This window comes from Kribbella sp. NPDC050124 (assembly GCF_044460355.1).
In the GTDB taxonomy this organism is placed as follows: domain Bacteria; phylum Actinomycetota; class Actinomycetes; order Propionibacteriales; family Kribbellaceae; genus Kribbella.
Genome location: NZ_JBITJU010000019.1, coordinates 124,367 through 147,133, shown reverse-complemented (window position 1 = coordinate 147,133; position 22,767 = coordinate 124,367). Strand labels below are relative to the sequence as shown.

The following is a 22,767-nucleotide window of genomic DNA, read 5'->3' as shown; positions in this document are numbered from 1 at the left end:
ACCTGAGGAGACTGCGATGGCCAAGGTTCGGGTCCACAACTTCACGATCACGGCGGACGGGTTCAGCGCCGGGGTGAACCAGCGCGAGGAGGCGCCGTTCGGGGACGGCATGGACGGGCTGCACGACTGGATGTTCGCTGCGCAGGAGCCCGGCGCGACCGGCATCGACGCCGAGCGGGTCGCCCGGTGGGACCAGGAGGTCGGCGCGACGATCATGGGCCGGAACATGTTCGGCCCGATCCGCGGTCCGTGGCAGGACGACTCGTGGAAGGGCTGGTGGGGTGACAATCCGCCGTACCACCACGACGTCTTCGTGCACACGCACCACCCGCGGGAGTCGCAGCCGATGGACGGCGGTACGACGTTCCACTTCACCGACGAGCCGGTCGAGATCGTGCTCGAGCGGGCGTTCGCGGCGGCCAAGGGCCAGGACGTGGTGATCGGGGGCGGCGCCGCAACGGTCCAGCAGTACCTGCGGGCCGGGCTGATCGACGAGCTGCACCTGGTTCAGGTCCCGCTGCTGGCCGGGGCCGGTGAGCGGCTGTTCGACAACGTCGCCGACGCTCTGAAGAACTACGAGGTGACTGAGATGATCAGCTCACCTGCTGCCACCCATCTCACCCTGAGGCGCCGATGACCGAGGTACTCCGCTACACGGCTTTCACCACCGACCCGACCGGCGGCAACCCCGCCGGCGTCGTACTCGACGCGAGCGGTCTGGACGACGCCGCGATGCAGGCGATCGCCACCGACGTCGGCTACTCCGAGACCGCCTTCGTGACCGGCGAGTATCAGGTGCGGTACTTCTCCCCCAAGGCGGAAGTCCCGTTCTGCGGGCACGCCACCGTGGCCACCGCGGTGGCGCTCGCCGAACGGATCGGCCCGGGTGAGCTGGTCTTCTCGACACCTGCCGGCGAGGTGCCGGTCGCTGTCGACGAAGGCTTGCGGGCGACGCTGACGAGTGTCGAGCCGTACGTCGAGGAGGTCGGCGACGTCAGCGAGGTCCTCGACATCCTCGGCTGGCGTGCCGACGAACTCGATCCCGCCCTACCGCCGGCCATCGGGTACGCCGGCGCCCGCCACCTCGTCCTGAGTACGTCGACCCGGCAACGGCTCGCGGACCTCGAGTACGACTTCGACCGCCTGCTCGCGTACATGCTCGAACGCGATCTCACCACCCTGCAGTTGGTCTGGCGGGAGTCCGCTACGACCTTCCACGTGCGCGATCCGTTCCCGGTCGGCGGGGTGGTCGAGGATCCGGCGACCGGCGCGGCGGCGGCAGCGTTCGGCGCCTACCTGCGCGACCGCGGTGTCGTCCAGGCGCCGGTCACGCTCACACTGCACCAAGGGGAGGACCTTGGCCGGCCGAGCTTGATCCACGTCGAGCTGCGGGCCGACGACACCAGGGTCCGGGTGAGCGGCAACGCCGTACCGATCACGGAACCCGGGTGAGCCAGTCCTCGGTGCCGAACTTGGTCGTCACGCGGTCCTCGGCGAGCTCGATGGTGGCGGGGTCGATGGAGCCGGGCTTGAGGCCGTAGCGGCCGGCGAACGACGCGGCCATCCGGTCGATCACCTCGGCGCGGTCGAGCCCAGTCTGGCTGCGCAGCGGGTCGACGCGCTTGTTCGCGCTAGTGGTGCCCTTGTCGGACAGCTTCTCCCGGCCGATCCGCAGCACCTCGAGCATCTTGGCGGCGTCCATGTCGTAGGCCATCGTGACGTGGTGCAGGACGGCGCCGCCTGCCAGCCGTTTCTGAGCGGCACCGGCGATCTTGCCCGCCGGCGAGGTGATGTCGTTGATCGGCTGGTACGTCGCCGCGATCCCGAGGTCATTGAGCGCGCCGATCACCCAGTCGTCCAGGAACGCGTACGACTCGACGAACGACAGCCCGGACACCAGCGACTCGGGGACGTAGAGCGAGTAGGTGATGGTGTTTCCCGGCTCGACGAACATGGCTCCACCGCCGCTGATCCGCCGTACCACTGTCACGTCGTGCTTGGCGGCGCCGTCGAGGTCGACCTCGTTGCTCAGCGACTGGAAGCTTCCGATGATGACCGCGTTCGACGCCCACTCCCAGACCCGGAGCGTCGGCGCGCGCTCACCGGAGCCGACCTGCTCGGTCAGCACCTCGTCGAGCGCCATCTGCAACGCCGGCTCCCGCGGTGCGTCGTGCACGAACTCCCACTCGTGGTCGCGCCAACCGGTTGCCCCGGTCAACGCACGCCGTACGGCGACCGCCACGGCGTCCGGTGAGAACCCGAGCATCTCGACGCCGTCGCCCAGCACGCCACGGACCCGGGCAGCCACCTGAGCCGCCGGTGTGGCCACCGGAAGACCGGCGAGTGCCCCGTTGATCCGCTCCAGCGCATCGTCCGGTTCCAGGAAGAAGTCCCCACTGATCTGCGCCCGTCGCACGTGCTCATCGACCACGTCGAGATCGGCGACAACCAACTTCCCACCGGGCACCTTGTACTCACCATGCACGTTCTGCTCAACCATCCGAGTGCACGGGATGTTCCCGCGGTCACGGCTGCAGAACGACCTCGATCCGGTCGCCGACCGCGGCGCCCGCGGATTTCAGCGCGGCTTTGCTGACGCCGACACAAAAGCCGCCGCCGGCCTCCAGCATGGTGCTGGCGGTGAATTCCGCACCGTTCAGCGTGCCGCTGATTCGTCGCTGTTTGCGTCCGCCCAGTTCCGCTACGAATTCGGCCGGTACGTCGACCACGGCAAGCCCGCCCGGCTTGTCGTCGCGCCATTGGCGCACGGTCCCGCGAAACGCAACTGCCATGTTCTCTCCGAATTCTGGTCTTTCAGCCTACACTCCGGATTCATGGTGGAAATGAGCATGAACCGGGCGATTCACGCGGCGATCCGGCGGGACCTGCGGCGATTCACCGAGGCGTTGAGCACATTCCCCGCGGGGGATCGGCAGCGGGCCGAGCAGTTGGCGACGGCCTGGGCGAACTTCGAGGAGCAACTGACGCACCATCACGAGGGGGAGCACGACATCGCCTGGCCGGCGCTGGAGTCGGTCGGGGTGAGCCACGAACTGCTCCTGCAGATGGATGCCGAGCACGAGACGATGACCACCGCGCTGAACGCGGCCCACACGTCGATCGCGACCTTGCGCACGACAGCGACGTCCGAGGACGCGGCGTTCGCGCTGGCGGCGATGCGGGAGCTGGAACGGGTGACGGTGCAGCACCTGGAGCACGAGGAAGCCGAGATCGAAGCGGTGTACCTGGAGAAGAAGAACTCGGCCGAGCTGAAGGCGATGGGGCGGGAGTTCGCGAAGATCGGGCCGTCGCAGGGCGGCACGTTCTTCGCCTGGGTCACCGACGGCGCCGGGCCGGAGGAGATGACCGCGATCACCAGCGGCATCCCGAAGCCGGTCTTCACCGTGATCACCGGGATCTTCGGCCGCCACTACCGCAAGACCGTCGCTCCCGTCTGGCGCAGCTGAGCCCCAAGCAGCCACCTGGGGCTCAGCACGGATCACGCCACCGGGGTCGCGCTCGGCGGTGTACCGGTGGGTGGCGTACCGGTGGGCGGCGTCCCCGTCGGCGGGGTGCCACCACCTCCGCCCGGCATGCTGAACGCGTCGTCGGCGCCGACCCCGGTGTCGGAGAGGTCGAGCGCGATGGCGAACGCCGCCTCGTAGCCGTTGCGGGTCTGCTTCGCTTGTAGCAGCATCTGGTCGCCGATGTCGGCGTAGTGAATATCGGCGTCGTTGGTGGTGTCCGGCGTGCCCTCGGCGGCGTACGGCGCCGTGGCCAGGTAGCCGGCCTTGAATTCCTCGGTGAAGAAGAGCTGCGAGGTGAACTCGTACGGGTTGCCGTCGGTGCCGGTGGTGCGCACCTTTACGTGGGTGTGGACGGTCCGGCCCTGGTACCAACCGGGCAGGATCGTGGTGAACTTGACGATCCCGCCGGAGTTGGTGACCTGGTAACCGCGGAGGAAGTTCTTGCCGGTGGTGCCTTCGGCCGCGATGTCGGAGTAGACCCCGGCCGCGTCACAGTGCCAGAGGTCGACAGTTGCGCCAGGCAACGGAGTGCAGGCCTTGCTGCCCACCTGCAGGATGTGCAGCACCAGCGTGAACGTCGTCCCGGCGACCCTGGACCCGTCCGAGGTGTCCACCCGCAGGTCCGACCGGTTGAGGCCTTCGTCCACGAAGTACGGGCCTTCGGTCATCTCCGGCTTCGCCACGCAGTCGACGGCCTTCGTCGTACTCGTCGACGCGTCGGCGGCGATCGCCGTACCCACCGCGGTGAACGTCACTCCGGCCGCACCGAACACGGCCAACGCCTTCCGCCGGGTCAGCACCCGGCCGACCGGCTTGTCGTCGTCTTCCACTGTCCTTCTCCTTCGTCGGTTCCGATCCCCGTGCGAAGGCAATGACGTTAGAAAGACCCGCTGGGAGAGCCCCTGGACTTTCCTGGCAGTACGCCGTGAAGGTCAGGTCACTCGGCCGGGGTGAGGTCGAAGGCTACGTTGAGGACTCGTTGGCGGACCTCGTGGATCTCGCCGGAGCCGTCGACCTCGCGGAGCAGGCCGCGCTCGTCGTACAGGTTGATCAGCGGGACTGTCTGGTCGCCGTACACCTGGAGGCGGCGGCGGATGACGTCCTCGGTGTCGTCCGAGCGGTGCTCGATCTCGGCCCGCCGGAGCAGCCGCGCCACCAGGGCCTCCTGGTCGACCCGCAGGATGACGGCCGCGACCAGGCCGCGGCCCTGGCCACCAAGCACCTCGTCCAGTACGGCGGCCTGCTCGAGCGTGCGCGGATAGCCGTCGAGCAGGAAGCCGGGACGGCAGTCGGCGGCGGCCAGGCGCTCGCGGACCATCGCGTTGGTCACCTCGTCCGGGACGTACTCCCCCGCGTCGAGGTAGCGCTGCGCCGTCCGGCCCAGGTCGGTCCCCTCGGCGACCTGGGCCCGGAAGATGTCGCCGGTCGAGATGACCGGCACCCCGAGACGGCCGGCGAGCAACTCGGCATGGGTTCCCTTGCCGGCTCCAGGCGGCCCCATCAGGATGACGGTGGTCACAGGCGGTGCTCCTGACTCTCGGTAGTCGATTCAGAGTAGGAGAACTTCCGCACCGGCGGTACGGCGTACATCACTTGATTTGCGGGGCCCTGATCACATCATCACGGGCCGTAGCTCCACCGTGTCACCAGGACCGGCGAACTGGGTGGCGATCTCCTCGGCGCGCTCCCGGGTGGCGAAGTCGAACAGGAAGAACCCGGCCAGCTGCTCCTTCGCCTCGGCGTAGGGCCCGTCGGTGCTGACCGGCCGCTTGCCCTGCCACCGGTAGACGGTCGACGAGCCCGGGGCACCGAGCGCCGCCGCGGACAGCAACTCCCCCGAGGCGTGCAACTCGGCCAGCAACGCGTCGAACTCCTCGTACATCCGCTTGCGCTCCTCCGCCGGGATCGCCCGCCCCACCTCGGTGTAGTCCACGGTCGGGTGCCCCCACGGCTGCGGGTTGGAGTGGATCAGAATCACGTACTTCACGACAACCTCCTGGATTTCAGAGCCAGTACGCCGGAGACGTCGGACCGGGCCCACCCCCTTCGACATTCTTCACCAGCCCACACCCCCGCCGTCCCAGCCCACCAGCCAGACCCCGGGTCGGCATTGGCAGTGTCCCCAGCCGGAAAGCGTGGGCTTGACCATCAACCGGTGGGCCCGGACAGGCAATTGCGGCTCTTGTGCTGGATGTGTGGGTGCTGCGGGCGCGTCGGGTCAGCGTGCAGCTCGACAGGTAGTGCACCGCGTGACGCCGTACACCCCGCCGACACCCACGCTCAGGTGCACTACCCGGGCCCGGACACCACCTGTCCAACTGCCCCCTTGCCCGATGCCGGGCCCGGTGCTGCGACAGTCACCGGGGGCTTGGACAGGAAGCCGTGGGAGCGGACCTGCTATGTCCTGTCCCCACCCACCAAACGGTGTTCAAGCCCCCGTCTTCCCCCGCCCTCTCCGCCGGCATCGGCCAGCATCCGGACTGACCGGCCGCCCCGGCAGGTTCACGCGGTGCCCGTCCAGCTCACACCCCTCGGCTGACACGCGAGCCGAACGCGGCCAGCGGCTGCGGCCGGCGGCTCCAGCTGCGGCTGGTGGGTTGGGTGGTGCCCGGCTGCGATGGCCGGGAGGACGGTGCCCGGTTGCCGGGGGCGCCCCGGGTGGGTGGTGGCCGGCGGCTGGCGCCTCGGCTAGGTGGTGGGTGGTGGGCGGGTGGGTGGTCACACTCGGGGGTTGGGGTCCGTCAGGAGGGTGAGAGGCAGATTCTGCGGATGAGTGGAGGAAACGTGGGGACGATGTTGGTGACCGGTGGAACGGGCACGCTGGGGCGGCAGGTGGTGCCGCTGGTGCAGGACGCGGGGTGGAAGGTGCGGGTGCTTAGCCGGCACGCGCAGGACCGGGGTGACGACGTCGAGTACGTCGCGGCAGATCTGATGCAGGGTGACGGTCTCGACACGGCTCTCGAGGGTGCCGAGGTGGTCGTGCATCTGGCGGGTGGGCCGAAGGGTGACGACGTCGCGACGCGGAATCTGGTTCAGGCGGCCGAGGGTACCGGCGTAAAAAACTTGGTGCACGTCTCGGTGACCGCGGTGGATCAGTTGCCGTTGACGTACTTCAAGTCGAAGCTCGGCGCCGAGCAAGCCGTACGGCGGTCGTCGGTGCCGTGGACCGTACTGCGACCAGCACAGTTCCACGACTTCGCCTTGAAGACCGTGCAGGCGATGGCAAAGCTGCCGGTGCTCCCTGTTCCGGGTGGGGTGCGGTTCCAGCCGGTGGATGCCCGGGACGTCGCCGAGCGGCTCGTCGAGCTCGCACTGGGCGAACCGGCCGGCTTGGTGCCCGACCTGGTCGGGCCGAAGGTCTACACCTTGGGCGAGTTGGCCCGTGACTACCTGAAGGCGACCGGCAAGCGCCGGCTGTCGCTCCCGGTCCGCGTGCCGGGCAAGATCGGCAAGGTGTACCGGTCCGGCGGCAACCTAACGCTCAGCGGGGCGGACGTCGGCACCCGCACCTGGGAGGACTTCCTCGCCGCGCAAACTTCCGTCAAACCCATCGGAGAGTAATGCTTGCCCCATGGCGATGGTGGGACGCCGGGGGGAACTGCGGGCGCTGCAGGGCTGGGTGGACGACGCACGCGCGGGACGCGGGCGCCTGGTCCTGTGCACCGGCGAGGCGGGGATCGGGAAGACCCGGCTGGCGCAGGAAGTCGCCGGCGTAGCCCTCGCCCAGGGAGCCGCTGTCGCCTGGGGACGATGCGCCGAGACCGAGGGTGCACCCGCCTACTGGCCCTGGCGGCAGGTACTGCGATCACTCGACCTGGACGCGGACGAGGTCTTCAGCGGAGACGACCGCTTCAGGCTCTTCGAGCAAGTCGCCGACGAGGTACGGCAAGCCGCCGGCGACCACGGTCTGGTCATCATCCTCGACGACGTCCACCGCGGCGACGAGCCCTCCCTGCTGGTGCTGCGCCAACTCGCCGGCCACCTTGCGAACCTCCGCGTCCTGGTCCTCGCCACCGCCCGCGAGACCACCGGACTCGGCGACCTCTCCACGGCCGAACGCCTGGACCTGCACGCGTTGGCTGCGCCCGAGGTCGCCGAACAGTTGTCACTGGCAACCACCGATCCCGGGCTCGCGGCAACGGTGTACGACGTCACCGGCGGCAACCCGCTCTTCGTCCGTGAGCTCGCCCGCGCGATCGCCGACGGCTCCTGGCGTCCGAACGAGCCACCACCCCGATCGGTCCGGGAGATCGTCCGCACCCGGCTCGACCGGGCCTCGGACGACTGCCGCCACCTGGTCCAGGCAGCAGCCATCGTCGGCCGCGACTTCCGCCTCCAAACGGTTGCCGCGACGCTGCAACGATCGGTCGACGACTGCCTGCCGCTGATCGACGAGGCCACCACGCTGGGCTTCGTGGACCGCCTCGACAACGACTTCCGGTTCGTCCACGCCCTCACGCGCGACGCGGTCGAGGCATCCCTGTCGACCACCGAACGGACGACGCTCCATCGTGCGGTCGCCACCGCGCTGGAGGCCGATCCCGGGGACCAGTTGGCCACGATCGCCAGTCACTACGCGGTCCTGGCGCAGTACGGCGATGGCGCGACGGCCCGGATGTGGATGGTCCGCGCGGCCGAGGACGCCGTACGTCGATTGGCCTATGAGGACGGTGTCCGGCTCTACCGGCAGGCGTTGACGACTCGGCCGCTCGACCCACCGGAGTGCTGCGAGATCTTGATTGCCCTGGGCAAGGCGGCGTACCTGGCCGGTGACCTCCAAGGGTGTTGTGCGGCGGCGGTCGACGCGGCGGCAGCGGCGCAGAGTCCGGAGCAGGCGGCCGAGGCGGCGTTGGTGCTCGAAGCCGTACCCGATCCGACCATCAACGCGACCGCGAAGCGACTGTGCGAGGAAGCACTGGCCCGCATTGGAGATCCTGCGCTGCGAGCGAGACTGCTGTCGCTGCGCAGCCATCTGGCCTTCTACGACGGTGAACAGACGCGGCTGGACGCGATCAGTTCGGAGGCGCTCGACCTGGCTCGGGCCGCCAAGGACGACCGGGCGCTGTCGGATGCGCTGCGTGCGCGGCAGGAGGCCTGCCCAGGTCCCGAAGGTCGAGCCGAGCGGTTGCAGCTCGCGGCCGAGATGCTCGAACTGGCCAAGCGGACCGGCAGTCCGCGGGCCGAGATGTGGGGCGAGATCTGGCGGCTCGACGCGCTGATCGAGAGCGGTCGGCTGGCCGCCGCAGCCGAGGAACTCCCCCGGCTCCGCGTTGCCGTCGATCGTCTCGGCGGTCCGGTCGCAGCCTGGCACCACGACCGGATCGCCGCTTGTATCGCGCAGGCTCGCGGCCTCTACACCGAAGCGGCCATCATTGCCCGGCGTGGGTTCGACCGGATGCGTCCGATCGAGCCGGCTCCGGCGACCGGCGCGTACTTCGCCCTGCAGATCGCCTTGGCCGGACACGTCGGCCCTAGCGAGGAGAGTCGTCGCTTCGCCGAGCAGCCGTTCACACCGCCACCGCGGTTCGTCACGCTGTCACTGCTGTCCCGGGCCCACCTCTTGCTCTGCACGAACTCGCCCGAGCAGGCGGCCGCGTCGTACCGGCAGGCAGGGCCGATCGACACGTGGTCACTGCCCGCGTTCTTTGTGCTCCCGGCGTACGTCTACGCGACGCTCGCCTGCCTCGGACTCGGCCGGTACGACGACCTCGCCGTACTGCTGGACCTGCTGCAACCGTTCCGCGGGGAACATGCCGTCGGCAACGGTGTCGCCTACATGGGACCGGCCGAGCTCGCGATCGGCCGGGCCGCCGCGGCCCTCGGGCGGCTGGATGCCGCGGTCGATGATCTCACCACGGCCGTCGAACTGGCCGAGACCGCCGGCGCGGCCGGGTTCGTGGCCGAGGCGCAGTACCACCTCGCCTCGACGCTGTTCACTCGGGATCGGCCGGGCGACCGCGATCGGGCTCGGCCGCCGGCCACCGAGGCGGCGCGCCTGATCGACCTGCTCGGCATGGCGGCCTACGCGGAGCGGGCCGGGGTACTCGTCGCGCGGGTGGGCGGTGGCGACGACCACGGCCTCAGCGCCCGTGAGCTCGAGGTCGCCGGACTCGTCGCCGAAGGGCTGACGAACCGGCAGATCGCCGAGCGGCTGGTGATCTCCGAGCGGACCGCGCAGAACCACGTCCAGCACATCCTCACCAAGCTCGGGTTCGCCACTCGAAGCCAGATTGCTGCCTGGTCCAGCCGGCGATGAGTACCCCGGATGAGTGATCTGGCGGATTCGCTGCGGCGGCGCGATCCCTAGCGTCATCGGTGTTGGCAAATCACCGAGGAGGAATCATGCAGTGGATCGCAGTCGCCACCCCGCCGTTCGCGGCGATCGAGCAGTTCGACCGGGTCCTGGACCAGCTCGGCGAGGAGCAGGTCGAGGGCCTCGAGGCCCGGTACGTCGGTACGACGGCCGACGGGCTCCGCGTGGTCACCCTGTGGACGACCAAGGAGCACGCCGACCGCTTCTTCACCGAACGCCTCGGCCCGGCGCTGGCCAAGGTCCTCGGACCCGAACCGGCCGGCCGCCCGGAGATCCTGGGCATCGACGTCGCCCGCTCCTACACCCGCCAGCCGGTCGGCTGATCCAACGTGGTGGGCGGGTAGAGCCCGCCCACCAGGTAGGGCCGGAGCAGGTCGCTCGGACGCGCGTGCATCCGGCGGGCGATGCCGGCCAGCAAATCGGCCACCTGGACCCGGGGATCGCGTCGTGAGTCGACCTGGGTGACCGTCAACAACGGCGTCGGAGCCGGGAACAGTGCACTGGCCAAGTAGGTCCGCAGCCGGGCCACGCGCCACTTGGTCAGCGCACTCTGCTCGTCGTGCACCACCGCGACCGACCGGCGGCCACCGCTCCAGAACAGCGCAGTCTCCGCAAGCGCGGGCACCAAGGGCTCGAGCGGTGGCGGAATCGCCGGGTCGTCGTCGATCAACCGCCGTACGACGTCTTCAACGTGCGCCCGGGTCAGCTCGCGCAGCGCCGGGACGCCGGGCGGCATGGTGGCGAAGAACCGGTCGATCAGACCGTGGTCGAGCAGCCGGATCCGCTTCGTCCGGGTCATCCGGAGGAACGCGTCCAGAAACTCGGTCCGGTTCACCGCCTGGTAGATGCCGAGCGCGGCCGCGTCGTGATCGGCGGCCAGGCTGGTGCCCGCGCCGTACGACGGTTCGGCTACGAGCAGCTCGATCACGCGGCGGGCGACGTACCAGGTCTTGTCGATGACGTGGACGTGCGCCCGCCCGCTCAGGGCGGTCAGGAACCACTCGAGGCTCTCGCGCTGCGCGGGCCGGAGCAGCACGTTGGACTTGTACTCGGTGGATCCACGGCGGCGGAACGACGACCGCAGTACGGCGACCACCTCGGCGGCCTCCGGTACGGCGAGATCCACGCCGGCATGGGTGATCACGGGCGAATCGGGATCCAGGAGGTTGCTCCCGGAGAATCCCGACTCGTCACAGGCGATCTCGACCCACGCCTGCGACGGCAGGGTGTGCATAGGTGATGAACTCCAAGGCTGAAAGGCTGCACGCTGAAGGGGCCCGTCGGGCGACGGGCGTGATCCTGCGCGGGGTGTCGCGCGATCAGTGAGCGGCAGCAGCCTTCGGAGTCATGCGGCCCATCATCGGCCACCGAGGGCCGGTGCACCAGTGATTTCGTCAGCACTTGCGCCCGGCCGCGACCTGGACTGCCTCGCGGAACCACTGACCGCAGGGGTCCCACCGGACGGGAGATCCGGGCGGCTTGATCGGTAAACGCTTGCCAAGCATCGGGCGCCGGCCACAGACTGAGCGCCACCATCCGGATCACCGCCCCGAACCACCGGAGGACCGCCCATGCACCGCCGTACCTTCCTCACCGCCGTCGGCGCCGGACTCGCCACCACGGCCATCGCCATCCCACCCGCCCAGGCACTCGCGAGACCGGCCCGAGCCCGAAGCCTCGACGAGCTCCGCAAGGCGATCGCCGCAGCCGGGCCAGGGGCCGAGATCGTGCTCGCCAACGGGACGTACGCCGTACCGGACGGCCAGACGATCGCCGTCCAGGGCAAGCGCGGCACCGCGGACGCCCCGATCACCGTGCGCGCCGAGTCGGTGGGCGGGGTGACGTTGACCGGCAGCCGCGGGTTCGTGTTCGGCGACTCGTCGTACGTCGCGGTGAGCGGGTTCAAGCTCCGGCAGGGTACGACGTTCGAGGTGCCGACCAGCTGTCATCACGTGCGGATCAGCCGCAACGACTTCCAGCTCGCCGACGTCGAGGGCCTGCACTGGCTGATGATCCGCGGCGACCACTCGACCGTCGAACGCAACCACTTCCACGGCAAGTCGACGCTCGGCGTCTTCCTCGGGGTCGAGGGACCCGGCTCGGACGGGATGGCCCGCGGCGTCCGGATCACCCGGAACTACTTCTCCGACCACACCTTCGCCGGTGACAACGGCGGCGAGCCGATCCGGCTCGGGCTGAGCGGGCGGTCGCTGAGCGACGCGGGCGCCGTGGTCGAGTACAACCTGTTCGAGCGCGTCGACGGCGATCCGGAGGCGATCTCGGTGAAGTCGTCGGCGAACATCATCCGGTACAACACGATCCGCGAAAGCCTCGGCGGGATCGTGCTCCGGCACGGCAACCGGACCCGGGTCGAGGGCAACTTCATCCTTGCCGGGAGCAACGGAATCCGGATCTACGGCAACGACCACCAGGTGCTGAACAACTACCTCGAGCGAGTTTTCGGCTCGGGCGTCGTACTGGGCAGCGGCAACGTCCAGGACCACAAGCCGGAGGACTCACCGGAGAGCCACCGCGGCAACGACGCCCCGGACCGGGTGACGATCGCGCTCAACACCGTGCTGTCCTGCGGTACGGCGATCAGCGGTGAGTCGCAGCGGACGCTGCCACCACGCGACTGCACGATTGCCGACAACCTGCTGATCGGCGACGCCGGCCGGCAACTGGTGTCTATGCCGTACCTGGACGGCATCAGCTGGTCCGGCAACCTCTGCTGGGGCGAGGCCGCTGACGGCAACATCCCCGGCGGCTTCAGCCGGAAGGATCCGAAGCTGGCGACCGGCTCCGACGGCATCCGCCGGCTGAGCTCGACCAGCCCGGCGATCAACGCCGCGAGCAGGACCTATCCGAACGGCACCCGCGACCTCGACGGCCATCCGCGCACCGGGCGGGCCGATGTCGGCGCCGACGAGTACAGCCCTTCCGCGCCGCTCAACCGCCCGCTGACTCCCGCGGACGTCGGGCCGCGATGAGTTTTCTCCGGCTCGCTCGTCTCAAGATGGGTAAGGACGAGCGAGCCGGAGGTTTGTGATGGCGAAGGTGCTGTACTCGGTGACGATGTCGGTGGACGGCTTCATCAGCGGGCCGGGTGGCGACATGCAATGGATGCGGCCGTACCTGGGTCCCAATCCGGAGGTCGAGGAGCTGATCCCGCGGATCGGGTCGCTGCTGGTCGGCCGACGGTCCCACGACGGGGACGACCCGCACAAAGGTGAGCAGGGCGAGGGCGAGGCGTTCGGCGGCGGCTGGGACGGGCCGCTGTTCGTCGTCACCCACCGCCCACCGGCCGACCCGGAGCCTGGAGTGACGTACGTCGACGAGTTCGCCAAGGCGCTCGCGATGGCGAAGGACGCGGCCGGCGACAAGTACGTCAACGTGATCGGCGCGAACATCGCCAAGCAGTGCATCGAGGCAGGCGAGCTCGACGAGGTCCTGCTCTGCTACGCGCCGGTGATGCTCGGCGACGGCACCCGCCTGTTCGAGCACACCGGCGGCCGGACCATCCGCCTCGACCGCGTGAGCCTGACGGAGAACCCGCTCGCCTCCAACCTCTGGTTCAAGGTCGTCAAGGACGGCTAAAGGTCGGCTGCGGTCGAGTGCATGACCGCGCGGATCTCCACCGAGCGTCCGGTGGTGCACGCGTCGGGCAGGAGCCGCGCGAGCTCGACCGCGCGGGCCCGGTTCTCCACGTCGATCAGGTAGTAGGCATCGATCGAGGTCGCGCGGGCTCGGTCGGGAACGATGACCGCCGACTGCGGATCGGCGAGCAGCTCGCCACCGACCAGCTCGCCGGCCTCGTACGCGACGTCCTCGAACTCGTCGCGGCACAGGTCCCCACTGGCGTCGCCCTGCAGGATCAGTAGGAATTTCATCGGCGCACTCCTCTCACTGACAGGACGGAGCCGCGGCAGCGGTTTTGACATCATGGCGGCATGTTCGTGCGAACCGAGCGGTTGGGATTGCGCCGTTTCACAACCGCCGACGCCGAGGCGTTCGCGGCGTACCGGTCGGTGCCGGAGGTCGCCCGCTACCAGTCCTGGGAGACCCCGGTGACCCTGCCGGCAGCGCTCGCGCTGGTGGACGACTACGGGCGTGGTGATCCGGGCGCGCCCGGGTGGTTCCAGTACGCGATCGATCTGGACGGCGTGCTGATCGGGGATCTCGGCCTCAACTTGCACGAGAACCTGATGCAGGCCGAGCTCGGGTTCACGCTGTCACCGGCGTACCAGCGTCAGGGATACGCAACCGAGGCCGTTCGTGGCCTGCTCGATCACCTGTTCGTCGACTGGAACCTGCACCGCGTCTCGGCAGAGTGCGACGCGCGCAACACCGCGTCGGCACGGTTGCTGGAGCGCGTCGGTTTCAGGCAGGAGGGGCTGAGACTTTCCAACAGTTGGTTCAAGGGCGAGTGGACCGACGACCTGCTGTTCGGCCTGCTGCGCAGCGACTACGTCAGCTGACTGCCTTTGCGGCGTACGCCCTCGCGGTCAGGCGGATCGAGCCGTCCGCCTCGATCGGCAGCCGAGCACGCGCTGCCTCCCGCAACTCGTCCTGATCCTTCTCGGCCAAGCTGCGCAGATAGGCCGGCGCCACCCCCTGCCCACCCAGGAACGGCTGCCAGTAGTCGTCGAACGAAGCAAACTCCGTCGGTACGACGATCGCGCGCGTACCGACCGTGGTGAACCCGGCCTCGGTGAACAGGCCCTCGAGTCCCTCCGCCGTACAGAACGGGAAGCGCAGGCCCTCGTCGTGGTCGCGGTCCTGCGGCCGGACGTCGATCATCGCGTCCCAGAAGTGCTTCATCAGTTGCATGCCATCGGCGTAGTCCCAGACGTAGACCGCGACCGTCGAGCCGATCTCGCGCATCCGGCGGAGCGCCTCGACCCGTTCCGGGATGAAGTTGAGCACGAGACCGGCGACGACTGCGTCGTACGGGCCGTCCGGGAGCTCGGCCGCGGACCTGACCTCGAAGCTCGCCCGCTGGTCGTCGACGGTCTGCCGGGCGTAGCCGATGAAGCCCTCCGACGGGTCGACACCGAGCACCGAGACGGGATCCGCCGTACGCAGGATCGTGCTGGTCAGGGCGCCGGTGCCGCAGCCGACGTCGAGCCAGCGCAGGCCGGCGGGCTGGTCCAGCCAGCCGAGGAACTCTGCCGCGACCAGCCGGCTCCACCGGCCCACGTACGACTCGTAGATGTCACCAGTCGACCACTCGCTCATCCCCGCAGCGTAGGTCCTACCTGACGCCGGTGGGGAGGGTGACGCCGGTGAGCTGTTCGGCGGTCTCCCACAGGCGGGTGTTGGTTTCGCGGTCGAGGGCTCGCTTCGGCGCCTGCACGAGGATGGCCGGGCCGACGAGACCGAGGCGGCCGGACGGGCCGTAGTACGCACCCGGCTTCGCGTCCGGGCTGGTTGCCGCGAACAACAGTGGCTCGGTGCCGATCTCGACGCCCTGGGTCGGAAGTGGGTTCAGCCGGTAGCCGAGCCGGTTGAGCAGCGACGGCTTGTCCCGGCCGAGTGCCGCGCCGGCGCTCTGCAGGTTGGTGCGGGTGAAACCGGGGTGGGCGGCGGTGCTGAGCAGCGGCCAGCCACGGTCGGCGGCGATCGTCGCGAGGTGGTTGCTGAGGATCAGGTCGGCGAGCTTGGACTGCGAGTACGCCGCCATCGGGCGGTACCGGCGTTCCCACTGCAGGTCGTCGAAGTTGATCCGGCCGAAGTTCGCGGCGCCGCTGGCGTGGGTCGCGATCCGTGGCGCCGGCGCGGACAGGACGAGCGGCAGCAGCCGGACGGTGAGCGCGAACGGGCCGAGGAAGTTCGAGCCGAACTGCAGCTCGAAGCCGTCCTTGGTGGCCATCCTGGCCGGTGGGTTCATCACCCCGGCGTTGTTCACCAGCAGGTCGAGGTGCGGCTCGTCGGCGCTGAGCTTCTCGGCGAACTCCTGGACCGAGGCGAGGTCGGCCAGGTCGATCCGCCGGACCTCGAGCTGGGCCCGCGGGTGCTCGGCGAGGATCTCGGCGCGCGCCGCCTCACCCTTCGCGACGGTGCGGATCGCCATCACCACGCGGGCGCCGGCGGCAGCCAGCCGCTTGGCGGCCTCCTTGCCGGTGCCGCTGTTGGCGCCGGTGACGACGGCGAGCTTGCCGGTCTGGTCGGGTACGACGTACATGATCGTCTCCATAAAAGACTGGTGGTCTGTTATGGCTTCGACAGTAACAGACCGGCGGTCCGTTAACAACAGACCGCCGGTCTGTAGACTGTGAGGGTGACGACATTCCAGCGCGCCCGGAGTGCGGAGCAGCGGGAGGCCAGGCGCCGCGCGATCCTCGGCACGGCCGCGACGATGCTGACCGAGATGCCGGTCGCCGACCTGAGCCTGAACGAGCTGAGCCGCCGCGTCGGCCTGGCCAAGTCCAACGTGCTCAAGTACTTCGAGTCCCGCGAGGCCGTCCTGCTCGAGCTCTTCGGCGCCGAGTTCGACGCCTGGGTCGACGACCTCCGGGCAGCCCTCCGCGACGCCAAGGGCAGCGAGGCTCAACGCAGTGTGCAGTTGGTGGACGCCGTCGTCAGCACGCTGGCCGCACGCCCGGTGTTCTGCGACCTGATCAGCGCCCAGGCGGCAGTGCTGGAGCGGAACGTCTCGACCGACGTCGCGCTGAACTTCAAGCGCCACGCCCTGCGGGGCTACGAAGGGCTGCTGACCATCGTCATCGCAGCCCTCCCCCAGCTCAGCGTCGAGAACGCGTCCCGCTTCGTCGCGAACGCCAGCATGCTGGCCGGCGCGATCTGGACCCACTCACACCCGACCCCCGCCATCCAAGCCGCGTACGACGCCGACCCCGACCTGGCCCCGATCCGTCTGGAGTTCGAGCCCAACCTCCACGACGCCCTCCGCAGCCTGCTGTACGGCCTACTCCCCCGCTGACCAGCGCGGGCCGGTCAGGGCAGGTAATAGTTCGGGTTCGGGAGCTTGAAGGTGCGGTCGGCGTACCCTCCCTTGAGGTCGCTGTACTGGTCGCCGAAGTTGGCGACGATGTCGTAGCCGAGCGACTCGATGTGGGCGCGGGTCGCGGACTTGTAGTGGATCGTGGTGCAGGACCCGTTCGGGTCGCCGGCGCACGCCTGCTCCAGGTAGTCGGGGTAGTCCGCGACCGCCGGCTTGGTGAACAGGCCGTCCTCGCCGTTCGGCAGCGTGGTCGGCTTCGGGAAGCCGGCGTCGACACCGACACCGTCCGCGGTCAGGTTGCCCAGGGTCGCCTGCTCCTGCGCGGCGCCGCGCCCGGTCAGGAAGAAGATCGCGTACCCCTCCCGCTCGGCCGTCGCCACCAGGTCGACCATCCCCGGTACGGCGGGGAATTTCTGGTCCAGCACATACGTCGCGTTGGTCGCCGGGTTGTACGCCCAGTTGCTGGCGATCTCGTAGTTCCAGGTGGCCAGCGAGGTGTCGTCGACGTCGAGCAGGATCGCCTTCGTCTTCTTGGTGTGGTGCGGCGCGGAGATCCAGCGCGTGCCCGCGGCGGCGACTGACTTCGCCTCCTTGGCGTGGTTGCTGTCCGCCCCGAACGTGCCGGTCCCGAGCGGGTCGCCGTAGTAGTTGCGCAACTGCTGGCGCAGCACGTCGATGTTGGTGACCTGCCGTTCGGTCCGCGGTGTCGACGTCTGGATGGCCGGCTGCTGGGACGCGACCCCGGCCGAGTACGCGACCCCGCCGACGACCGACGCGATCGCGACCGAGGCGACTCCGGTCAGCAGCAGCCGGCGCGACGGGCGGCGGAGAGAACGAATCTTCATGGGTGACCTCCACGGGGAAAGCTTGCGGAAGCAAACTAACTCCATTGGTGGCCGATATATCTCCCGGACGCCCAAGTTGAGGGGAATCCTGCGTTCAGACCTGCTTGACGTAGCGGTGGCAGGGCACCGGGATCGGGCCGGAGTCCGTGGTGGCCGGATAGTCGAAGGCGCCGGCGTCGGTCCAGCCGCTGCGTTCGTAGAACCGGCGGGCGCGGGCGTTGCCGGTGGCGACCGCGAGCCAGGCCTCGGCGTGCCCGTTGGCCTTGACCTGCCGTTCGGCCTCGGCGAGCAGTACGCCGGCGATCCCCGAACCCCGGTGGTCGCGGGAGACGTACACCTGCTCGACCTCGTCCTCGACCACCATCACGAACCCCGCGACGTCATCTCCCTCGACAGCCACCGTGGTGTCGGCGACCCGCTCCGCCGCCCGGGTCCAGAACGACTCCTTGGTCCGGATTGCGACCAGTTCATCGGGCACATGCCCGAGATGCCCGTCGCCCCACCCCGCATGCCAGATCGCCGCCACCGCATCGACGTCAGCAGCCTCAGCCGGCCGAATCAGAGCTGTCATGCAGTCAGGGTAAGCACCAACGAGTCCCCAACAGTCAGGTCAGTCCGCCGAGCGTGTCCGGGTTGGTGATCGCGTAGATGCCCGTCACCTGGTCGTCCTCGACGTCCAGCACGATCAGCGCGAACGGCGTGTCCCCCGAGAGCACCAGCGCCGCCGGGTCGCCGTTGATGGTCCGGTAATGGATCCCGATGTCCGGCAGCGGGCGCCGAAGCCGGTCGCCGATGATGAGCGGGGCGATCCGGTCGCGGCCGAGGATCGGGTGCAGGCCGGCCGCCCGCGCCTTGCCACCGCCGTCCGCCCACAACGTGACATCGGGCGAGAGCACGTCCATCAGGGCGTTCAGATCCCCGCCGGCCACGGCCTCGACGAACCGTCGCGTCACCTCGTGCTGCACCTGCGGATCCGCCGGGAACCGCGGCCGCCGCGCCTCGACATGCTCCCGCGCGCGATGCGCCAACTGCCGGACCGCCGCCGGCGTCCGATCCAGGATCTCCGCGACCTCGGTGTGCGCGTACCCGAACACCTCGTGCAGCACGAACACCGCCCGCTCCAACGGCGTCAGAGTCTCCAGTACGACGAGCACCGCCAGCGACACCGCCTCAGCACGCTCGACCGGATCGACCGGTGTGACCACGGGCTCAGGTAGCCACGGCCCGACGTACGACTCCTTGCGCCGGTTGATCGTCGTACGGCGGGCCAGCGCCGAGTTGACCGCGATCCGCACCAGGTACGCCCGCGGGTTGTCCACCGCCGACCGCGTCGACATGGCCAGCCAGGTCTCCTGCAGCACGTCCTCGGTGTCGGCGACCGATCCGAGGATGTTGTAGACCACCGAGAACAGCAGTTCGCGATGCCGCACGAACACCTCGGTGGCCGCGTCCGAACTCACTCCTTCGTGTGCTTTCACACCCCTATGAGCGCCGGCGGCCACCGATTTGTGACATCAGTCCGGGTCGTAGGCCAGGTTCGGGCGCAGCCAGCGCTCGACCTCGTCGACCGGCAGGCCCCGCCGTACGGCGTAGTCCTCGATCTGGTCGCGGCCGAGTCGGCCGACGCTGAAGTAGCGCGACGCCGGGTGCTGGAAGATCAGGCCGCTGACCGCCGCGGCGGGGGTCATGGCGAAGGACTCGGTCAGACCGAGACCGATCTGCTCCGCCTCCAGCAGCTCGAACAGGTCCTTCTTCTCGGTGTGGTCCGGGCTCGCCGGGTACCCGAGCGCCGGCCGGATCCCGCGGAACCGCTCCGCGTGCAGGTCCGCCAGCACCGGCTCGGCGTCCGGCTCGAACCAGGCCCGCCGCGCCTCCAGGTGGATCCACTCGGCGAACGCCTCCGCGAGCCGGTCGGCCAGCGCCTTGACCATGATCGCCCGGTAGTCGTCGTTCTTGGCCTCGTACGACGCCGCCAGCGCCTCGGCACCGTGGATCGCCACCCCGAAACCACCGAGGTGGTCGCCGGAAGGTGCGACGTAGTCCGCCAGGCACCGGTTGTGCCGTCCGGCCGGCTTCTCGGTCTGCTGCCGCAGCATCGGGAACGACGCGTCCCGACCGTCCAGGATGATGTCGTCACCCTCGCTGTGCGCCGGCCAGAACCCGTACACGCCCTCGGCGGTGAAGGAGCCGTTGGCAACGATCTCGTCGAGCAGCGTGTTCGCGTCGTCGAAGAGCTCCCGGGCGACCGGCTGGTCCAGGATCGCCGGGTACTTGCCCTTCAGCTCCCAGGCCAGGAAGAGGAACTGCCAGTCGACCATCGCCCGCAGCGTCTCGATCGACGGCGACACCCGCTTCAGCCCGGTGAACGCCGGCACCGGCGGCTCGGCGTGCTCGACCGGCTCGGCGTTGGCCCGGGCCGCCGCCAGCGACAGCAGCGGGCTGCGCTGCTTGTTCGCGTGCTGCTCACGCAACCGCTCCTGCTCCGCCGCGTTGCTCCGGGCAAGTTCCTCGGCGCGCTCGTTGTCCAGCAGGTCCGACACCACACCGACCACCCGCGACGCGTCCAAGACGTGCACAGTGGTCTGGTCGTAGACCGGGGCAATTCGCACCGCGGTGTGCTGCTTCGACGTCGTCGCGCCGCCGATCAGCAGCGGGAGCTTGAGGCCGCGACGCTGCATCTCGGTGCCGACGGCCACCATCTCGTCGAGGGACGGCGTGATCAGCCCGGACAGGCCGATCGCGTCCGCACCCTCGGCGACGGCCGTGTCCAGGATCCTGGCCGCCGGCACCATCACGCCGAGGTCGATCACCTCGTAGTTGTTGCAGCCCAGCACCACACCGACGATGTTCTTGCCGATGTCGTGCACGTCGCCCTTCACGGTGGCGAGCACGATCTTGCCCTGGCCGCGGACCATCTCGGCGCGACCCTCGAGCCGGGCTTGCTCCTTCTCGGCTTCCATGAACGGCTCCAGGTAGGCGACCGAGCGCTTCATCACCCGGGCGCTCTTCACCACCTGCGGCAGGAACATCTTGCCGGAGCCGAACAGGTCGCCGACGATCTTCATCCCGTCCATCAACGGGCCCTCGATCACCTCGAGCGGCCGCGGCAGCTTCTGCCGGGCTTCCTCGGTGTCGTCCTCGATGTAGTCGACGATGCCGTGCACCAGCGCGTGCGACAGCCGCTCCTCGACCGTCCCCTCCCGCCAGGACAGGTCGACCTCGCGCTGCTTGCCGCGGCCGCTGACGGTCTCGGCATGCGCGACCAGCCGGTCCGTCGCGTCCTCCCGTCGGTCGAACAGCACGTCCTCGACCAGCTCGAGCAGCGTCGGCTCGATGTCCTCGTAGACCGCGAGCTGACCGGCGTTCACGATGCCCATGTCCAGCCCGGCCTTGCCGGCGTGGAACAGGAACGCCGAGTGCATCGCCTCGCGCACCACGTCGTTGCCGCGGAACGAGAACGACAGGTTCGAGATACCACCGCTCACGTGCACGCCAGGGCAGCGTTCCTTGATCAGCGGCAACGCGTCGATGAACGACTTCGCGTACCCGTTGTGCTCGGCGATCCCGGTCGCGACGGCCAGCACGTTCGGGTCGAAGATGATGTCCTCGGGCGGGAAGCCGACCTTCTGGGTGAGCAGGTCGTAAGCCCGGGCGCAGATCTCCACCTTGCGTTCGGTGGTGTCGGCCTGGCCCTGCTCGTCGAAGGCCATCACCACCACGCCGGCGCCGTAGTCGCGGACCCGGCGGGCGTGCTCGAGGAACTGCTCCTCGCCCTCCTTCAGGCTGATCGAGTTGACCACGCCCTTGCCCTGCACGCACTTCAGCCCGGTCTCCAGCACCGACCACTTCGAGCTGTCGATCATGATCGGGATCCGGGCCACCTCCGGCTCGGTCGCGATCAAGTTGAGGAACGTGGTCATCGCCTGCTCGCTGTCGAGCAGGTCGGCGTCCATGTTCACGTCCAGCAGGTTCGCGCCGCCGCGCACCTGCTCCAGCGCGACGTCCACCGCGGCCTGGTGGTCATCGGACTCGATCAGCCGCCGGAAACGCGCCGATCCGGTCACGTTGGTCCGCTCACCGATCATCACGAACCCGGTGTCCGGCCCGATCCGGAACGGCTCCAGCCCGGAGAACCGGGTGGTCTCGTTCGGCGGTACGACGTTGCGCGGCGGCAGCCCGGCCACGTCCGCCGCGATCTGCTTGATGTGCGCGGGCGTCGTCCCGCAGCAGCCCCCGACGATGTTGACCAGGCCGGACTCGGCGAACTCCTGCAGCATCCCGGCCGTCTGGTCCGGCGTCTCGTCGTACCCGCCGAAGGCGTTCGGGAGACCGGCGTTGGGGTGGGAGGCGACGTAGGTGTCGGCGAAGCGTGCCAGGTCGGCCACGTGCGGGCGCATCTCGGCGGCGCCGAGGGAGCAGTTCACGCCGACGACCAGCGGCTTGGCGTGCTCGACCGAGCTCCAGAATGCCTCGACGGTCTGGCCGGACAGGGTCCGGCCGCTCAGGTCGACGATCGTCACCGAGATCCACAGCGGAAGGTGCGGCGCGACCTCACGGGCGGCCATGATCGCGGCCTTGACGTTCAGGGTGTCGAAGATGGTCTCGATCAGCAGCAGGTCGACGCCGCCCTCGGCCAGCGCGGCGATCTGCTCGGCGTACGCGGCCCGCACCTGCTCGAAAGTCACCGCCCGGTACGACGGGTCCTCGACCCGCGGCGACAGCGACAGCGTCACGTTCAGCGGGCCGATCGAACCGGCAACAAACTTGCCACCGAGCTCGTCGGCGGCCTGCCGGGCCAGCCGGGCGCCGGCGACGTTCATCTCGTGCACGTAGTCCTGCAGGCCGTAGTCGGCCTGGCCGATGCTGGTCGCGGTGAAGGTGTTCGTGGTGGTGATGTCCGCGCCGGCCGCGAGGTACTGGCGGTGCACGTCGAGGATCACGTCCGGCCGGGTCAGGTTGAGCAGGTCTGGATCACCGGTGACGTCGTGGGTGTGGTCGCCGAAGCGGTCGCCGTGGAAGTCGGCCGGACTCAGCTTCGCGCCCTGCAGCATGGTGCCCCAAGCGCCGTCCAGAACCGCGATCCGCTCGTCCAGCAGCTCCCGTAGAGCAGCTTCGCTCATC

23 protein-coding genes are annotated in these 22,767 nt (G+C 69.3%); 10 read left to right on the top strand and 13 right to left on the bottom strand.

Going from position 1 to position 22,767, the window contains the following annotated elements:
- Positions 1-16 precede the first annotated feature (16 nt).
- Both ACIBL3_RS33650 and ACIBL3_RS33645 read left to right on the top strand, forming a co-directional pair.
- Complete coding sequence (locus tag ACIBL3_RS33650) at positions 17-637, top strand: dihydrofolate reductase family protein (RefSeq protein WP_396357845.1); 621 nt, start codon at positions 17-19, stop codon at positions 635-637.
- Positions 634-1,452 (top strand): PhzF family phenazine biosynthesis protein, encoded by an 819-nt coding sequence (locus ACIBL3_RS33645; RefSeq protein ID WP_396357844.1) that lies wholly within the window; start codon positions 634-636, stop codon positions 1,450-1,452. Before ACIBL3_RS33650 ends, ACIBL3_RS33645 begins: the two co-directional genes overlap by 4 nt.
- Here ACIBL3_RS33645 and ACIBL3_RS33640 read toward each other — a convergent pair.
- Together ACIBL3_RS33640 and ACIBL3_RS33635 are read right to left on the bottom strand one after the other, a co-directional pair.
- Positions 1,436-2,500, bottom strand: coding sequence for a biotin/lipoate A/B protein ligase family protein (locus tag ACIBL3_RS33640; RefSeq protein ID WP_396357842.1), 1,065 nt, complete (start codon positions 2,498-2,500; stop codon positions 1,436-1,438). The genes ACIBL3_RS33645 and ACIBL3_RS33640 overlap by 17 nt on opposite strands.
- Positions 2,501-2,525: 25 nt before the next feature.
- Positions 2,526-2,792 carry a DUF1905 domain-containing protein gene (locus tag ACIBL3_RS33635; protein WP_396357841.1) on the bottom strand — a complete coding sequence of 89 codons (267 nt, stop codon included), beginning with the start codon at positions 2,790-2,792 and terminating at the stop codon, positions 2,526-2,528.
- Positions 2,793-2,834: 42 nt separating this feature from the next.
- On the opposite strand from ACIBL3_RS33635, the gene ACIBL3_RS33630 reads away from it, so the two are divergent.
- Positions 2,835-3,467, top strand: coding sequence for a hemerythrin domain-containing protein (locus ACIBL3_RS33630; protein ID WP_396357840.1), 633 nt, complete (start codon positions 2,835-2,837; stop codon positions 3,465-3,467).
- A 32-nt stretch (positions 3,468-3,499) separates the two neighbouring features.
- Here ACIBL3_RS33630 and ACIBL3_RS33625 read toward each other — a convergent pair whose 3' ends face one another.
- The 3 genes from ACIBL3_RS33625 to ACIBL3_RS33615 all read right to left on the bottom strand — a co-directional run bounded on the left by ACIBL3_RS33625 (position 3,500) and on the right by ACIBL3_RS33615 (position 5,514).
- Positions 3,500-4,357, bottom strand: coding sequence for a hypothetical protein (locus ACIBL3_RS33625; protein ID WP_396357839.1), 858 nt, complete (start codon positions 4,355-4,357; stop codon positions 3,500-3,502).
- A gap of 107 nt (positions 4,358-4,464) precedes the next feature.
- Positions 4,465-5,046: an adenylate kinase gene (locus ACIBL3_RS33620; protein WP_396357838.1), complete on the bottom strand. Its 582-nt coding sequence runs from the start codon at positions 5,044-5,046 to the stop codon at positions 4,465-4,467.
- Positions 5,047-5,139: 93 nt separating this feature from the next.
- On the bottom strand, positions 5,140-5,514 hold the full coding sequence (locus ACIBL3_RS33615; RefSeq protein WP_396357837.1) for a YciI family protein: 375 nt from the start codon (positions 5,512-5,514) through the stop codon (positions 5,140-5,142).
- Positions 5,515-6,296: 782 nt separating this feature from the next.
- Here ACIBL3_RS33615 and ACIBL3_RS33610 point away from each other — a divergent pair.
- From ACIBL3_RS33610 to ACIBL3_RS33600, 3 genes are all read left to right on the top strand, one after another.
- Positions 6,297-7,088, top strand: coding sequence for an SDR family oxidoreductase (locus ACIBL3_RS33610; RefSeq protein ID WP_396357836.1), 792 nt, complete (start codon positions 6,297-6,299; stop codon positions 7,086-7,088).
- Positions 7,089-7,098: 10 nt separating this feature from the next.
- Positions 7,099-9,783: an ATP-binding protein gene (locus ACIBL3_RS33605; RefSeq protein ID WP_396357835.1), complete on the top strand. Its 2,685-nt coding sequence runs from the start codon at positions 7,099-7,101 to the stop codon at positions 9,781-9,783.
- Between the two features lie 86 nt (positions 9,784-9,869).
- Complete coding sequence (locus tag ACIBL3_RS33600) at positions 9,870-10,163, top strand: hypothetical protein (RefSeq protein WP_396357834.1); 294 nt, start codon at positions 9,870-9,872, stop codon at positions 10,161-10,163.
- On the opposite strand, the gene ACIBL3_RS33595 is transcribed toward ACIBL3_RS33600, so the two are convergent.
- Entirely contained in the window at positions 10,139-11,074 is a 936-nt protein-coding gene (locus ACIBL3_RS33595) for a DUF3800 domain-containing protein (RefSeq protein ID WP_396357833.1), read from the bottom strand. The genes ACIBL3_RS33600 and ACIBL3_RS33595 overlap by 25 nt on opposite strands.
- 337 nt (positions 11,075-11,411) lie before the next feature.
- Here ACIBL3_RS33595 and ACIBL3_RS33590 point away from each other — a divergent pair, with 337 nt between their 5' ends.
- Together ACIBL3_RS33590 and ACIBL3_RS33585 are read left to right on the top strand one after the other, a co-directional pair.
- A complete protein-coding gene (locus ACIBL3_RS33590; protein ID WP_396357832.1) occupies positions 11,412-12,830 on the top strand; it encodes a polysaccharide lyase 6 family protein in 1,419 nt (472 codons plus the stop codon).
- A 58-nt stretch (positions 12,831-12,888) separates the two neighbouring features.
- Entirely contained in the window at positions 12,889-13,437 is a 549-nt protein-coding gene (locus ACIBL3_RS33585; protein WP_396357831.1) for a dihydrofolate reductase family protein, read from the top strand.
- On the opposite strand, the gene ACIBL3_RS33580 is transcribed toward ACIBL3_RS33585, so the two are convergent.
- Positions 13,434-13,730 carry a YciI family protein gene (locus tag ACIBL3_RS33580; protein ID WP_396357830.1) on the bottom strand — a complete coding sequence of 99 codons (297 nt, stop codon included), beginning with the start codon at positions 13,728-13,730 and terminating at the stop codon, positions 13,434-13,436. The two genes, ACIBL3_RS33585 and ACIBL3_RS33580, sit on opposite strands and share 4 nt — an antisense overlap.
- 60 nt (positions 13,731-13,790) lie before the next feature.
- On the opposite strand from ACIBL3_RS33580, the gene ACIBL3_RS33575 reads away from it, so the two are divergent.
- The gene (locus tag ACIBL3_RS33575) at positions 13,791-14,318 is read left to right on the top strand and encodes a GNAT family N-acetyltransferase (RefSeq protein WP_396357829.1); all 528 of its coding nucleotides are present in this window, start codon (positions 13,791-13,793) and stop codon (positions 14,316-14,318) included.
- Here ACIBL3_RS33575 and ACIBL3_RS33570 read toward each other — a convergent pair.
- Entirely contained in the window at positions 14,311-15,078 is a 768-nt protein-coding gene (locus ACIBL3_RS33570; protein ID WP_396357828.1) for a class I SAM-dependent methyltransferase, read from the bottom strand. The genes ACIBL3_RS33575 and ACIBL3_RS33570 overlap by 8 nt on opposite strands.
- A gap of 16 nt (positions 15,079-15,094) precedes the next feature.
- Positions 15,095-16,036, bottom strand: coding sequence for an SDR family oxidoreductase (locus tag ACIBL3_RS33565; protein ID WP_396357827.1), 942 nt, complete (start codon positions 16,034-16,036; stop codon positions 15,095-15,097).
- Positions 16,037-16,120: 84 nt separating this feature from the next.
- Here ACIBL3_RS33565 and ACIBL3_RS33560 point away from each other — a divergent pair, with 84 nt between their 5' ends.
- The gene (locus ACIBL3_RS33560) at positions 16,121-16,780 is read left to right on the top strand and encodes a TetR/AcrR family transcriptional regulator (RefSeq protein ID WP_396357826.1); all 660 of its coding nucleotides are present in this window, start codon (positions 16,121-16,123) and stop codon (positions 16,778-16,780) included.
- 14 nt (positions 16,781-16,794) lie between these two features.
- On the opposite strand, the gene ACIBL3_RS33555 is transcribed toward ACIBL3_RS33560, so the two are convergent.
- The 4 genes from ACIBL3_RS33555 to metH form a co-directional block, all read right to left on the bottom strand.
- Entirely contained in the window at positions 16,795-17,646 is an 852-nt protein-coding gene (locus ACIBL3_RS33555) for an HAD family acid phosphatase (protein ID WP_396357825.1), read from the bottom strand.
- 94 nt (positions 17,647-17,740) lie between these two features.
- On the bottom strand, positions 17,741-18,217 hold the full coding sequence (locus ACIBL3_RS33550) for a GNAT family N-acetyltransferase (RefSeq protein ID WP_396357823.1): 477 nt from the start codon (positions 18,215-18,217) through the stop codon (positions 17,741-17,743).
- A gap of 34 nt (positions 18,218-18,251) precedes the next feature.
- Complete coding sequence (gene sigJ, locus ACIBL3_RS33545; protein WP_396357822.1) at positions 18,252-19,106, bottom strand: RNA polymerase sigma factor SigJ; 855 nt, start codon at positions 19,104-19,106, stop codon at positions 18,252-18,254.
- A gap of 54 nt (positions 19,107-19,160) precedes the next feature.
- Complete coding sequence (gene metH / locus ACIBL3_RS33540) at positions 19,161-22,766, bottom strand: methionine synthase (RefSeq protein ID WP_396357821.1); 3,606 nt, start codon at positions 22,764-22,766, stop codon at positions 19,161-19,163.
- Position 22,767 lies beyond the last annotated feature (1 nt).